Annotated in this window: 13 protein-coding genes; 10 read left to right on the top strand and 3 right to left on the bottom strand. The window is 65.0% G+C overall.

Going from position 1 to position 13,364, the window contains the following annotated elements; all coding sequences use genetic code 11:
- The first annotated feature begins 6 nt into the window (after positions 1–6).
- Complete coding sequence (locus tag QFZ94_RS13375) at positions 7–1,356, top strand: MFS transporter (protein ID WP_429457419.1); 1,350 nt, start codon at positions 7–9, stop codon at positions 1,354–1,356.
- 47 nt (positions 1,357–1,403) lie between these two features.
- On the opposite strand, the gene QFZ94_RS13370 is transcribed toward QFZ94_RS13375, so the two are convergent.
- Entirely contained in the window at positions 1,404–2,360 is a 957-nt protein-coding gene (locus QFZ94_RS13370; RefSeq protein ID WP_368585997.1) for a LysR family transcriptional regulator, read from the bottom strand.
- 283 nt (positions 2,361–2,643) lie between these two features.
- On the opposite strand from QFZ94_RS13370, the gene QFZ94_RS13365 reads away from it, so the two are divergent.
- The 3 genes from QFZ94_RS13365 to aroQ are packed head-to-tail and all read left to right on the top strand — an operon-like array spanning position 2,644 to position 5,659.
- A complete protein-coding gene (locus tag QFZ94_RS13365; protein ID WP_368585996.1) occupies positions 2,644–4,047 on the top strand; it encodes an MFS transporter in 1,404 nt (467 codons plus the stop codon).
- A 51-nt stretch (positions 4,048–4,098) separates the two neighbouring features.
- Positions 4,099–5,169, top strand: coding sequence for a Gfo/Idh/MocA family protein (locus QFZ94_RS13360; protein WP_429457416.1), 1,071 nt, complete (start codon positions 4,099–4,101; stop codon positions 5,167–5,169).
- Between the two features lie 52 nt (positions 5,170–5,221).
- Positions 5,222–5,659, top strand: coding sequence for a type II 3-dehydroquinate dehydratase (aroQ, locus tag QFZ94_RS13355; RefSeq protein ID WP_368585994.1), 438 nt, complete (start codon positions 5,222–5,224; stop codon positions 5,657–5,659).
- On the opposite strand, the gene QFZ94_RS13350 is transcribed toward aroQ, so the two are convergent.
- The gene (locus tag QFZ94_RS13350) at positions 5,656–6,735 is read right to left on the bottom strand and encodes a hypothetical protein (protein WP_368585993.1); all 1,080 of its coding nucleotides are present in this window, start codon (positions 6,733–6,735) and stop codon (positions 5,656–5,658) included. The genes aroQ and QFZ94_RS13350 overlap by 4 nt on opposite strands.
- A 118-nt stretch (positions 6,736–6,853) precedes the next feature.
- Between QFZ94_RS13350 and QFZ94_RS13345 the strand changes: the two genes are divergently transcribed.
- The 3 genes from QFZ94_RS13345 (at position 6,854) to QFZ94_RS13335 (ending at position 9,716) form a co-directional block, all read left to right on the top strand.
- Entirely contained in the window at positions 6,854–7,759 is a 906-nt protein-coding gene (locus tag QFZ94_RS13345; RefSeq protein WP_429457413.1) for a LysR substrate-binding domain-containing protein, read from the top strand.
- 99 nt (positions 7,760–7,858) lie between these two features.
- The gene (locus tag QFZ94_RS13340; protein ID WP_429457411.1) at positions 7,859–8,533 is read left to right on the top strand and encodes an HAD-IA family hydrolase; all 675 of its coding nucleotides are present in this window, start codon (positions 7,859–7,861) and stop codon (positions 8,531–8,533) included.
- A 34-nt stretch (positions 8,534–8,567) separates the two neighbouring features.
- Positions 8,568–9,716 carry a DSD1 family PLP-dependent enzyme gene (locus QFZ94_RS13335; RefSeq protein WP_410851779.1) on the top strand — a complete coding sequence of 383 codons (1,149 nt, stop codon included), beginning with the start codon at positions 8,568–8,570 and terminating at the stop codon, positions 9,714–9,716.
- Positions 9,717–9,725: 9 nt separating this feature from the next.
- Here QFZ94_RS13335 and hpaR read toward each other — a convergent pair whose 3' ends face one another.
- Positions 9,726–10,133, bottom strand: a complete 408-nt coding sequence (hpaR, locus tag QFZ94_RS13330; RefSeq protein WP_176124839.1) for a homoprotocatechuate degradation operon regulator HpaR — start codon at positions 10,131–10,133, stop codon at positions 9,726–9,728.
- Positions 10,134–10,323: 190 nt separating this feature from the next.
- On the opposite strand from hpaR, the gene QFZ94_RS13325 reads away from it, so the two are divergent.
- The 3 genes from QFZ94_RS13325 to hpaE are packed head-to-tail and all read left to right on the top strand — an operon-like array spanning position 10,324 to position 13,347.
- Positions 10,324–11,097, top strand: coding sequence for a fumarylacetoacetate hydrolase family protein (locus QFZ94_RS13325; protein ID WP_429457409.1), 774 nt, complete (start codon positions 10,324–10,326; stop codon positions 11,095–11,097).
- Entirely contained in the window at positions 11,094–11,849 is a 756-nt protein-coding gene (locus QFZ94_RS13320) for a fumarylacetoacetate hydrolase family protein (protein ID WP_429457407.1), read from the top strand. Before QFZ94_RS13325 ends, QFZ94_RS13320 begins: the two co-directional genes overlap by 4 nt.
- 40 nt (positions 11,850–11,889) lie before the next feature.
- Complete coding sequence (gene hpaE, locus QFZ94_RS13315; RefSeq protein WP_429457405.1) at positions 11,890–13,347, top strand: 5-carboxymethyl-2-hydroxymuconate semialdehyde dehydrogenase; 1,458 nt, start codon at positions 11,890–11,892, stop codon at positions 13,345–13,347.
- Positions 13,348–13,364: the final 17 nt, after the last annotated feature.

Raw genomic sequence — 13,364 nt, 5'->3', positions numbered from 1 at the left:
CCTGTCGTGAGCACCACGTTCCGTTCGCTGCGCATATTCAACTATCGTGTCTGGGCGAGCGGCGCGATCGTCTCGAACATCGGCACGTGGATGCAGCGCACGGCGCAGGACTGGCTCGTGCTCACCGAGCTTACCCATCACAACGCGACGGCGGTGGGCATCGTGATGTCGCTGCAATTCGGCCCGCAGATGCTGTTGCTGCCGCTCACCGGCTACGCGGCCGATCACTTCGATCGCCGCAAGCTGCTGTTCGTGACGCAGGCGGCAATGGGCACGCTGGCACTGGCGCTCGGTCTGCTCACGGTCACGGGGCTCGTGCAGCTATGGCAGGTCTACGTGTTCGCCGGGCTGCTCGGCTGCGTGACCGCGTTCGATTCCCCCGCGCGCCAGACCTTCGTATCCGACCTCGTCGGCGAGCGCGATCTGGCCAACGCGGTCGGGCTGAACTCCACGTCGTTCAACGCCGCGCGTATGCTCGGCCCGGCAGTCGCCGGTCTGCTGATCGCGTCGGTGGGCAGCGGCTGGGTGTTTCTGATCAATGCACTGTCGTTCGTCGCGGTGCTCGGCGCGCTGCGCATGCTGCGGCTCGACCAGTTGCATATCAAGCCGCGCAATGTGCGCTCGCGCGGCAGCTTCGTCGAAGGCTTCAAATATGTGTGGACCCGCCCCGATCTGAAGGCGGCGCTCCTGATGCTGTTCCTGATCGGCACCTTCGGCCTGAACTTCCCGATCTTCATCTCGACGATGTCCGTCACCGCGTTCCGTGCCGGCGCCAGCGAGTACGGCCTGCTCAGTTCGACGATGGCAATCGGCTCAGTCACCGGCGCACTGCTCGCCGCGCGCCGCGCGCGGCCCACGATCGGGCTGCTGCTCAGCGCAGGGGCGATATTCGGCATCGGCTGCACGACAGCCGCGCTGATGCCCAACTATGTGCTGTTCGGGATCGTGCTGGTCGTGATCGGCGTGTCGACGCAGACCTTCACCACCTCGACCAATAGCCTCGTGCAACTGACCACCGAGCCCGCGATGCGCGGCCGCGTCATCGCGATCCTGCTCGCGATCGCGCTCGGCACCACACCGCTCGGCGCGCCGGTGGTCGGCTGGGTTGCCGACCGTTTCGGCCCGCGCTGGGCGCTCGGCGTCGGCGCGGCATCGGGCTTCGGCGCGGCGCTCGTCGGTCTTGTCTATCTGATGCGCTACCGGCAGTTGCGCTTCTATCGTGAAGGCTGGCGCCTGCGTTACAGCATCGAAGACCCGCGGCCCGTCACGGCCACGACGGTCGTTCGCGACTCCGTCACGACGCTTCAACGCAGCGAGCTCGACGCGGCGGAAGAGGATACGGCTTCGAGCGTGTAAACACGCAAGCGTGGGGGCGCCGGACCCGGGACCCGGGCATGCGCAGCTCAGAGTCCGCCCACGCCGCGCGTCACCAGTGCATACGGTCCGCGTGTCAGCTGCTCCCTGAGAAACTCGATACACACCTGAATCCGCGCCGACGACGACAAGCGCTCGGCCGTCACCGCCCACACATCGGCGGACTGCTGATAGTCGGGCAGCACACGCACCAGTTCGCCCGCGCGCAGGCTCTCGGCCACGTCCCAGACCGACACCATCACGATCCCGTAGCCCTGCTTCGCCCACTGCACGACGATGTCGCTCAGATTCGACGCGACCGTGCCCGTCACCTTCACGCTCTTTTCGCCGTGCGGCCCGCTGAGACGCCAGACTCCGAAGCGGTCGTCGCGGCCGCGAAACAGCAGGCAATCGTGGCCGGTCAGATCGTTGAGTTCGACCGGCGCACCGTGCTGCTCGAGATAAGCCGGCGACGCGCACAGAATCCGCGCGCTCTCCACGATCTTGTGCGCGATCAGATGCGGCTCCTGGACTTCGCCCACGCGCACGTCGATATCGAAGTTCTCGCCGACCACATCCGCGCGCCGATCCAGCAGTTCGAGCCAGATTTCGAGGTTCGGGTGGCGCTCGCGCAGCATCGCGAGAATCGGCGACACGTGCTTGCGGCCGAGCCGCAAACTCGTGCTGATACGCAACAGACCGCTCAGCTCGGTGCGGCGATAGGCGAACGCGTCGGCCATGCCCTGCACGTCATCGAGAATTTTTTGCGCCCATTGCAGCGCGGCTTCGCCGTCACTCGTCACGCTGACGCGGCGCGTGGTGCGCTGAAACAGCTTCACGCCGAGACCGGCTTCGAGCATGGCGATGCGCTTGCTCACATGCGACGGCGACAGCCCCATCTCCGTCGACGCCGCGACAAAACTGCCGCGCCGCGCGATATGACAGAACAGCTGCAGATCGCGCAGGAAGGATTCATTCGTGGCTGTGAGCGCATTCTGATTTTGCATCTGGACGCATTGTGTCGGCGCATAACGCTATTACCCTAGCTGCAACGGATGGCTTGGGCAAGGGCCGGTCGTTTGAACGGCGGTCCAATGCAATGCCCGGCGCACTCAGGCCGTGGTTAACCCGCAGTGTGCCGCGGCGGCGTATGACATGCGTCGATCCATACCGTTGTGCTGCACCGCGGCAACGAGATCAGGAAAATCCTGGCTTGCGCGGTGCCCGTTTAAAAGCGCCAATGATTCAGCCGTAGAAGCTGACAAAAACATTTCCCATTCAGGAGACGACATGCAAACGAACGCATCGGCAAGTGGCGGGCATAGCTCGCAGGCGCGCAAGGCAACCGCCAGCGGCTGGATTGGCTCGGCACTCGAGTACTACGACTTCTTCATCTATGCGCAGGCCGCCGCGCTCATCTTTCCTCAACTGTTCTTCCCTTCCGGCAACCCGAAGATCGCGATCGTCGCATCGCTCGCAACCTACGGCGTCGGCTACGTCGCGCGGCCAATCGGCGCGATCGTGCTCGGGCACTGGGGCGATACCCACGGGCGCAAGAACGTACTGCTGCTCTGCATGTTCCTGATGGGTCTGTCGACGATGGCGGTCGGCTTGCTGCCGACTTATCACCAGATCGGCTTTCTCGCGCCGGTGCTGCTCGTCGTGCTGCGGCTGATCCAGGGCTTCGCGGTCGCCGGTGAAATCTCGGGCGCCAGCTCGATGATCCTCGAGCACGCGCCATTCGGACGACGCGGCTATTACGCGAGCTTCACGCTGCAAGGCGTGCAGGCCGGCCAGATTCTCGCCGCCGCCGTATTCCTGCCGCTCGCCTATTACATGGACGACACATCGTTCAACTCGTGGGGCTGGCGCGTTCCGTTCCTGCTCAGCGCGATCGTGCTGATCGCCGGCTACATCATCCGCCGCGAAGTCCACGAAACGCCCGCGTTCGAGAAGGAAGGCGCGAGCGGCGGTGTGCCGCGCTCGCCGATCGTCGAAGCGTTCAAGTACAACTGGCGCGACATGCTGCGCGTCGTGCTGTGCTCGCTGATGAACGTGATCCCGGTCGTCGCGACGATTTTTGGTGCGGCGTACGCGGTGCAGCCGTCGTACGGGATCGGCTTTTCGAAAAGCCTGTATCTGTGGATTCCGGTGATCGGCAACATCGTCGCGGTGCTGGTGATTCCGTACGTGGGCAACCTATCCGACCGGATCGGGCGGCGTCTGCCGATCATCGTCGGCGCGCTCGGGGCAGGGCTGCTTTCTTTTGCGTATCTGTACGCGATCAGCATCCACAACGTGCCGCTCGCGATGGTGATGTCGATCCTGATGTGGGGCGTCATCTATCAAGGCTACAACGCGATCTTCCCGAGCTTCTACCCGGAACTGTTCCCGACGCGTTCGCGCGTCTCGGCGATGGCGATCGGCCAGAACATCGGCACGACGATCACCGCGCTGCTGCCAGCCCTGTTCGCCTACGTCGCGCCGCCGGGATCGCACAACGTGCCGCTGACGATCGGCGCGATCACGTTCGGCATCACGATCGTATGCGCGATCTCCGCATGGAGCGCGCGCGAGAACTTCCGTGTGCGTCTCAGCGACCTCGGCGAAAAGAATGCCGTGCCGATGGACAAGCTCAGCTACGACGCGATGCGCGCGCAAAGCATGGCCGCGGGAAAAAAAGCCGTTGCTTGAGCCCGCTTGCCGGCTAGCGCGCCTTAACCAGCACTTTCAGGGAACCCGCTCATGACCAGCACCCGGATCGCAGTCGCCGGCGCGGGCTACATCGGCCGCGCTCATATGGCGGTCGCGCAGCAAAGCGACGCGTGCACGCTGTCGGCGATCGTCGATCCATCGCCGGCGGCCGCCGCGCTCGCGGCCGAGGCCGGCGTGCCGCTGTTCCGCACGCTCGACGAACTGCTCGAACGCGATCGCCCCGACGGCGTGATTCTCGCGACGCCGAACCAGCTGCACGTCGAACACGCGTCGCGTTGCCTCGCGGCGCGCGTGCCGACGCTGCTCGAAAAGCCGATCGCGCCGAGCGTCGACGAAGCGGAAACGCTCGCCGCCGACGCGGCGCGCAGCGGCGTGCCGCTGCTGATCGGTCATCATCGCGCGCACAGTCCGATCATGGCGCGCGCGCGGCAGCTGATCGACGAGGGGCGGCTGGGCAAGCTCGTCGCGGTGATGGGCAGCGCGGTGTTCTTCAAACCCGACGAGTACTTCGCCGACGCCGACTGGCGGCGCCAGCCCGGCGGCGGTCCGATCCTGCTGAATATGATTCACGAGGTGCACAACCTGCGCATGCTGTGCGGCGACATCGTCGCCGTGCAGGCTTTCTCGTCGCATGCGACGCGCGGCTTTCCGGTCGAGGATACGGTCGCGATCAACCTGCGTTTCGCGAACGGCGCGCTCGGCAGCTTCATGCTGTCCGATACCGCCGCCAGCGCGCGCAGCTGGGAGCAAACGTCGCAAGAGAACAAGGCCTATCCGTCGTATCCGGACGAAGACTGCTACGTGATCGCGGGCACCTTCGGCTCGCTCGCGGTACCGACGATGCGCCTGAAGACCTACGCCAAAGCCGCGGACCGCTCGTGGTGGAAGCCGTTCGACGTCAGCGTCGCCGAGATGACGCGCGACGACCCGCTAAAGCTGCAGCTCGAGCATTTCGTGCGCGTGATTCACGGCAAGGAGCCGCCGCTCGTCAGCGCGCAGGACGGTTTGCAGAATCTGCGTATCACCGAGGCGATCGTCGAAGCGGCGAAGACCGGTGCGGTCGTCGATACGACCCGCGCTGTCGCGGCGGCGGTCCACTAAAACAAGCCGAATTGGCGCCGATATTTCACAGTTGATTACTCAGGATGGCTCTATGAAAACATTCGTGATGCTGCACGGCATCAACCACAACATGTTCGGCAAGCGCGATCCCGCGCAATACGGCACGATCACGCTCGAAGAAATCGACGCACGGCTGCGCGCGCTCGGCGACGAGCTCGGCGTGCGGGTCGAGAGCTTTCAGACCAATAGCGAAGCGGCGATGTGCGAGCGCATTCACCAGGCGTTCACCGACAACGCCGACGGCGTGCTGATCAACGCCGGCGCGTGGACGCACTACAGCTATGGCATTCGCGACGCACTCGCGATCCTGACGGTGCCAGTGGTCGAGATCCACATGTCGAACATTCACGCACGCGAGGCGTTCCGCCATCAGTCGGTGTTCGCGGAGATCGTCAAAGGGCAGATTTGCGGCTTCGGCGTGGACAGCTATCTGCTCGGGCTGCGCGCGGCGGTGTCGGCGGCGGGCTAGCGCCACGTTTCGGTCAACTCGTTGGCCAGCACCATTTTCTGGCGGACCACCTCGACGAACGCCGGGTCGATACCCGGCTGCGCCTTCAGGAATTTCAGCGCGGCGGAGTGCACGGCGCGCAACGCGCCGCCGTCGATGCCCGTCATGCGCGCCGCGCTGCGCCGCGTTTCAACGACCAGATCGCGCGCGCTCGTGAAGTCGGGTGACAAGCCGCATTGCGCGTCGAACGCGGCGCTCAGGCCGCTCGCGTAGTCGCGCGACTCGCCGAGCCGCTCCATATCGATCAGCAGATCGACGCCCTCACCCATGCGCAGCGCGCAGAGAATCCACAACGCAATGAACGCGCGATACGCGTTGTCGCTGTCCACCGTGCGCGCGAACTGCTCGCACGCGAGCGCATATGCGTCATCGGGCATCGGCGGCAGCGGCGGCAGCCGCACGCCGCACACGCCGATCGCCTCGCTCACCAGCGGATCGATCTGATTCAGACCGAGCACGCGAAACGGCGCGGCGACAAAAAACGCATTGCTCCATTGCTGCCGCAGCAGCCAACCCGACGCGAACTGCGACGCGGGATTGCGCAGCACACCCACGTGCAGCGCCTCGGCAAACGCGCGCTTCAGCCACGGCAGACGACCGCCCGTGCGGCAAAACTTGAACACCGGCACGCGGCCCTGCTCGACCGTGTGTGCGCTCAGCGCGCGCAGATAGGCCTGCATTGACGGGAACGTCGCATCCGGCTCGCGGGTAAAGCGATCGATGCTGAAACGCCGGTCGTAACCCGCGACGCCGCGCGCGTCTTCGCGCAAAAACGGCCGGTATTCGTCGAAGTATGGCGCGGCCAGCGGCGGGTGACCCGAGGTCAAGGTCGGCCGCGACGCGGGCACGTCGGCCAGTTTGAGATCGGCGAGCACGTTGCTGAGCGGCTCGTAGAAACCGGCCGCGCCTTCGAGTTCGCGCAGCCGCGACCACACCCACGTGCCCGCGCTGCGCCAGCCCGTGTGCAGAAAAACCGCCTGTTTCAGTGGAGTATCGGGCGCTGCGTCGTTCGCGGACGACTCATGAGGCAACGACATGGACTTCTTTTCCAATGATTGAATCAATAGACCGGAAGCGCCACTTTACCCTGTGATCGAGCGGGACGCATTATGCTGCGAGATTCCACGCTTCCGCCAATGCACTCACCTCGCCCTCATGAACGATTCGGCCGATATACGCTTCCTGCTCACACTGCGCGCGAGCGGCAGTCTGATCGCCGCCGAGCGGCGGCTCGCGCTGTCGCCGTCGGCGATCACGCAGCGTTTGCAGCAACTCGAAAAGAAGCTCGGCGCGCAGCTCGTGAACCGCAGCGCGCGCCGCCTGCAATTCACCGACGAAGGCCTGCTGCTGTGCGAGCGCGGCGCCGATCTGATCGCGCAGTTCGACGCGCTGTTCGACGATCTGCAAACGCGCCGCGGCGGCCTCGTCGGCACGCTGAAGATCAATGCGCCGCTCGGTTTCGGACGACGCCATCTGGCGCCGCTGATCGGCGAGTTCCAGCAGCAGAACCCCGATATCGACGTCGCGCTGACGCTGTCGGACCGGCCGTTGACCGAAACGCTCGATCGCTTCGATATCGTCGTGCATATCGGCGAGCTGCCGCTGTCGAACCTGATCGGCTATATGATCGCGCCGAACGCGCGCTTCGTCTGCGCGGCGCCCGCACTCGTCAAGCGAATCGGCCAACCCGAATCGCCGGAAGCGTTGAGCCGGCTGCCCTGCATCGTGCTGCGCGAAAACAACGAGGACGTGTCGCTGTGGCAGTTCAGCAAGGGCCGCACGCGCCGCAGCGTGCGCGTATCCGCGCATCTGAGCTGCAACGACGGTGACGTGATCCGCCAATGGGCCTGTGAGGGGCGTGGCGTGATTCTGCGCTCCGAATGGGACGTCGCAGACGATCTTGCGAAGGGCAAACTGGTGCGTGTGCTGCCGGGCTGGAAAGCGCCGGATGCGAACGTGATCGCGCTCACGCATCAGCGCACGGGGCTGCCGGCGCGCACGCGCCATTTCATGCAGTATCTGCAAAGCCGCTTCAGGCCGCTGCCACCGTGGCGGCGATGATTCAGTTAGTCTGAATCTAAGAGTCATCCCCCCTGAACGCTGACGTCCTATCGAAAACCTATAGTCGACTCATCTTCAACAGCCGGCCCACATGCAATCATGACTGCTGCCGCCCACGCCACCGACACCCCCGCCTACCCCGACGCGGTCCTGTTCGACCTGCTCACCGCCCTGCTCGACTCGTGGACCTCGTGGAACCGCGCGGCAGGCTCCGACGAAGCGGGTCGCGCCTGGCGTGCCGCCTATCTGCGTCTGACGTACGGCTGCGGCCGTTACGTCCCCTACGAACAACTGGTGCGGAAAGCCGCCACGCAAGTCGGTCTGTCCGAAGCGGCCGCGAACGCGCTCGAAACGGACTGGCTGAATCTGACGCCATGGCCGGGCGCGCTCGACGCATTGCGTGCGCTCGCGCCGCACTGCAAGCTCGCGGTTGTCACCAACTGCTCCACGCGGCTCGGCTTGCAGGCGTCCGCGCTGTTGCCCGTGCGCTGGGACGCGATCGTGACCGCCGAGGAAGCCGGCGTCTACAAGCCGGACCCGCTCCCGTACCGTCTCGCGCTCGACAAACTCGGCGTCGAACCGCGGCGCGCCGCGTTCGTCGCCGGGTCGAGCTACGACATGTTCGGCACCGCGGCCGTGGGTCTGCGGACCTACTGGCACAACCGGGTCGGCCTGCCGCTCGTTGCGGGTGCGCAAGCGCCCGAGGTCGAAGCGGCATCGCTCGACGGGCTCGTGCCGTGGCTCGCAAGCTTTGCCCGCGAGCGTCGCCATTGAACCTAAAACCTCACCTCGTTCCTCAGGTGCAAGCATGAAACTCGAACAGATCGAAACCCCGGCCGCGTTGATCGACGTCGCCCGGATGCAGAAGAACATCGCGCGCATGCAAGGGCGGATGAATACGCTCGGCGTCGCGTTCCGGCCGCACGTGAAGACCACCAAGTGCATCGACGTCGTGCGCGCGCAGATCGCCGCCGGCGCGCGCGGCATTACGGTATCGACGCTGAAAGAAGCCGAAGCGTTCTACGCGGCCGGCGTCCACGACATCCTGTACGCCGTCAGCATGGTTCCGTCGAAGCTGCCGCGCGCGCTCGCGCTGCGTCGTCAGGGCTGCGATCTGAAGCTGGTGGTCGACAACCCGACCGCCGCCGCGGCGCTTGCCGCGTTCGGCGACCAGCACGGCGAAACGTTCGAGGTCTGGATCGAGGTCGATACGGACGGCCATCGCTCGGGAATCCAGCCTGAACAGCAGACGCTGCTCGACGTCGGGCGGATTCTGCACGAGAACGGTGTGAAGGTCGGCGGCGTGATGACTCATGCGGGTTCGAGCTATGAGTTGAATACGCCCGAAGCGCTCGCCGCGCTCGCGGAGCAGGAGCGCGCGGGCTGCGTGCGCGCCGCCGAGCGGCTGCGCGAAGCGGGCATCGCGTGTCCAGCGGTCAGCGTCGGTTCGACGCCGACCGCGCTCGCCGCACGGAATCTCGAAGGCGTCACCGAGGTGCGGGCCGGCGTCTACGTGCTGTTCGATCTGGTCATGCACAACGTGGGCGTCTGCACGCTCGACGACATCGCGCTCAGCGTACTCACGACCGTGATCGGTCATCAGGAAGACAAAGGCTGGGCGATTCTCGACGCGGGCTGGATGGCGCTAAGCCGCGATCGCGGCACCTCGCGGCAGTCGCACGATTTCGGTTATGGGCAGCCGTGTTTGCTCAATGGCACGTTGCTGCCGGGCTATGTCGTGAGCGGCGCCAACCAGGAGCACGGGATTCTTGCGGCGGCTCAGGCCGATCCGCAAGCCGATGCACAGAGCGACGACATCGCGCAGCGCTTTCCGATCGGTATGAAACTGCGCATCCTGCCGAACCACGCGTGCGCGACCGGCGCGCAGTTCCCCGAGTATCACGCGGTCGCGCCGGACGGCAGCAGCGTCGCGTGGCAGAGGTTTTACGGCTGGTAAGCCACCGCGTCACTCATCCTCTTCCGACAACCCCGCCAGCAGATCGTCGACCGCGCGATATACGCGCTCGACGATCTCCGGTCCCACCTTGCGCTCGAGTTCGCGATAGTGCGCCTCGAGATCCTTCGAAATCACGCGTACCAGTTCGATGCTCGTATCCGTCAGCGACACGAGTACGCGCCGCTGATCCTCCGCGAAACGTTCCTTCGTCACGAGCTCCATGCTTTCCATGCGCGCGAGCACGCCGGCCATGCTCGGGCTCGAAATCGTGCAGATGTCGGAGATCTGGCGCGGCTCCATCGGGCCGTGCTCGTTGAGCGCGCGAATCACTCGCCATTGCTGCTCGGTGAGTCCGTGCGCAGTGATCAACGGACGAAAGCGCTCCATCATTTTTTCGCGAGCGCGTAATAACAGCATCGGCAGATTGCGGTGCAAAACTCGGGTGGACGCAGCGGACATGTTGGCAAGAAATCGGAAAGAAAAGCTGTCGAAGCTTACGGGAAAACCCGCGATCAACTGACAGCCTATTGACCGTCAATCATATCAAGCAGGATACTACTAACATCTTAGTGTTTTCGCCGAACTTTCGCCACGAGGCTGCGAATATATGTTTGCCCTTGCCGATCATCTACTGCATCCCGAAGGCGACGCGCTGCCTCGCGACGTCGACGCGCACGCCGCGGCCGCGTTGCTCGCGCGCGGCGTCGCGTGTCGCGCGCCGGTCAGCGGCGCGGTGTACGGAGTCCTGCTTAACGATCGCGCCGCCTTGAACGCGCTGGGCGACGCAGTGCATGCGGCACCGTACAAGGCGCCGCCGAAAGCGCCGATTCTGTATCTGAAGCCGCGCAATACGCTGGCCGGACATCGGGCGCGCGTGGTCGTGCCGGATGACGCGCTCGGCGTCGAGGTCGGCGCATCGCTCGGCATCGTGATCGGCCGGACCGCGACGCGCGTCGGCGTCGAGCGCGCGGCGGACTATATCGCTGGCTATACGCTGGTCGGCGATCTGAGCGTGCCGCACACCAACGTGTATCGGCCCAACGTACGGCTGCGCGCACGCGACGGCTTCTGCGTGATCGGACCCGCGCTCGTCGCCGCCCGCCATGTCGCCGCGCCGGATCGGCTCGACATCGCCATATCGCTGAACGGTGCCGAACCGTTTGTAGCGAGCACCGCATCGTCGGTGCGCAACGTCGCGCAATTGCTCGCCGACGTCACCGACTTCATGACGCTGAACGCGGGCGACGTGCTGACCCTGGGCGTGCGGCATGGCTCGCCTGTCGCGCATGTCGGCGATACGGCCACGCTGTCGATCGGCACGCTGCCGCCATTGACCATCTCGTTCGTGCGCGTCGATCAACACCATGGAGAACAATCATGATGCGCGGCCGCGTCGCCTATGCGGGAGCGATTCACGAAGCGTATCCGCACGAGCAGGGTGTCCGTCTCGCCGACGGTCGCGTGCGTCGCGAGGACGAAGTGGTCTGGCTCGCGCCGATTGAAGTCGGTACGATCTTCGCGCTGGGGCTGAACTACGCGGAGCACGCGAAGGAGTTGCAGTTCAGCAAGCAGGAAGAACCGCTGGTGTTCCTGAAGGGACCGGGCACGGTACTCGGCCATCGCGGCGTCACGCGCCGCCCCGCCGGCGTCACGTTCATGCACTACGAGTGCGAGCTCGCGGTCGTGATCGGGCGAACCGCACAAAACGTCGCGCGTAAAGACGCGATGCAGCACGTGGCCGGCTACATGATCGCGAACGACTACGCGATTCGCGACTACCTCGAAAACTACTATCGCCCGAATCTGCGCGTGAAGAATCGCGACGGCGGCACGGTGCTCGGCCCCTGGTTCGTCGACGCCGCCGACATCGCCGACGTCACGCAACTCGAGCTGCGCACCTTCGTGAACGGCGCGCGTCAGCAGTGCGGCAATACGCGCGATCTCGTCACCGACATCCCCGCGCTGATCGAATACCTGAGCGGCTTCATGACGCTCGCGCCCGGCGACGTGATCCTGACCGGCACGCCCGAAGGCATCGTCAACGTCAACGCGGGCGATGAAGTCGTGTGCGAGATCGACGGCCTCGGCCGCCTCGTCAACACGATCGCATCGGACGCGGACTTCGGCCTCTGATGGACAGCAAAAAACCAGCGAACAGCAAAAGGACAACGCAATGCCGATCGACCATCTGATCAACGGCGAGATGTGCACCTCGAGTGACTACTTCGAAACCGTCAATCCAGCCACGCAGGAAGTGCTCGCCGAAGTCGCGCGCGGCGGCGCGAAAGAAGTCGATGCGGCCGTGCAAGCGGCCAAAGGCGCGTTCCCCGTCTGGGCCGCGAAACCCGCCGCGGAACGCGCGAAACTGATCCGCAAGCTCGGCGAGCTGATCACGAAGCACGTGCCGGAAATCTCGGAGACCGAAACGAAGGACACCGGTCAGACGATCTCGCAGACGCGCAAGCAACTGGTGCCACGCGCGGCCGACAACTTCAGCTATTTCGCCGAGATGTGCACGCGCGTCGACGGCCACACGTACCCGACCGAGTCGCATCTGAACTACACGCTGTTTCATCCGGTCGGGGTGTGCGCGCTGATCTCGCCGTGGAACGTGCCGTTCATGACGGCCACCTGGAAGGTCGCGCCGTGCCTCGCGTTCGGCAATACCGCCGTGCTGAAGATGAGCGAGCTGTCGCCGCTGACCGCCTCGATGCTCGGCAAGCTCGCGCTCGAAGCGGGCATTCCGGCGGGCGTGCTGAACGTCGTGCACGGCTACGGCAAGGAAGCGGGCGAACCGTTGGTCGCGCATCGCGACGTGCACGCAGTGTCGTTCACCGGGTCGACCGCGACCGGCAATCGCATCGTGCAAACCGCGGGCCTGAAGAAGTTCTCGATGGAGCTGGGCGGCAAATCGCCGTTCGTGATCTTCGACGACGCCGACTTCGAACGCGCGCTAGATGCCGCGGTGTTCATGATCTTTTCGAACAACGGCGAGCGCTGCACCGCCGGCTCGCGCATTCTCGTGCAGCGCTCCATTTACGCGCACTTCGCCGAGCGCTTTATCGAGCGCGCGAAGCGTCTGACGGTGGGCGATCCGCTCGCGGACAGCACGATCGTCGGCCCGATGATCAGCCAGGGGCATCTCGCGAAAGTACGCAGCTATATCGAGCTCGGCCCGAAGGAAGGCGCGACGCTCGCGTGCGGCGGCCTCGATGCGCCCGACTTGCCCGACGCGTTGCGTCACGGCAACTTCGTCACGCCGACCGTGTTCGTCGACGTCGACAACCGCATGCGCATCGCTCAGGAAGAGATCTTCGGACCGGTCGCGTGCCTGATTCCGTTCGACGATGAAGCCGAGGCGATCCGTCTCGCCAACGATATTTCGTATGGTCTGTCGAGCTATATCTGGACCGAGAATACGGGCCGCGCGTTGCGCGTGGCGGCCGCCGTCGAAGCGGGCATGTGCTTTGTGAACAGCCAGAACGTGCGCGATCTGCGTCAGCCGTTTGGCGGCACCAAAGCGTCGGGCGTGGGCCGCGAAGGCGGCACGTGGAGCTATGAGGTATTCCTCGAACCGAAGAACGTCTGCGTGTCGCTCGGCTCGCATCATATTCCGCGCTGGGGCATCTAACAGCGACATCGAAAAAA

The organism is Paraburkholderia sp. JPY465, from assembly GCF_050436725.1.
Lineage (GTDB): Bacteria > Pseudomonadota > Gammaproteobacteria > Burkholderiales > Burkholderiaceae > Paraburkholderia > Paraburkholderia youngii.
The sequence above is the reverse complement of the archived record's forward strand: the minus strand, read 5'-3'. Positions and strand labels throughout refer to the sequence as shown.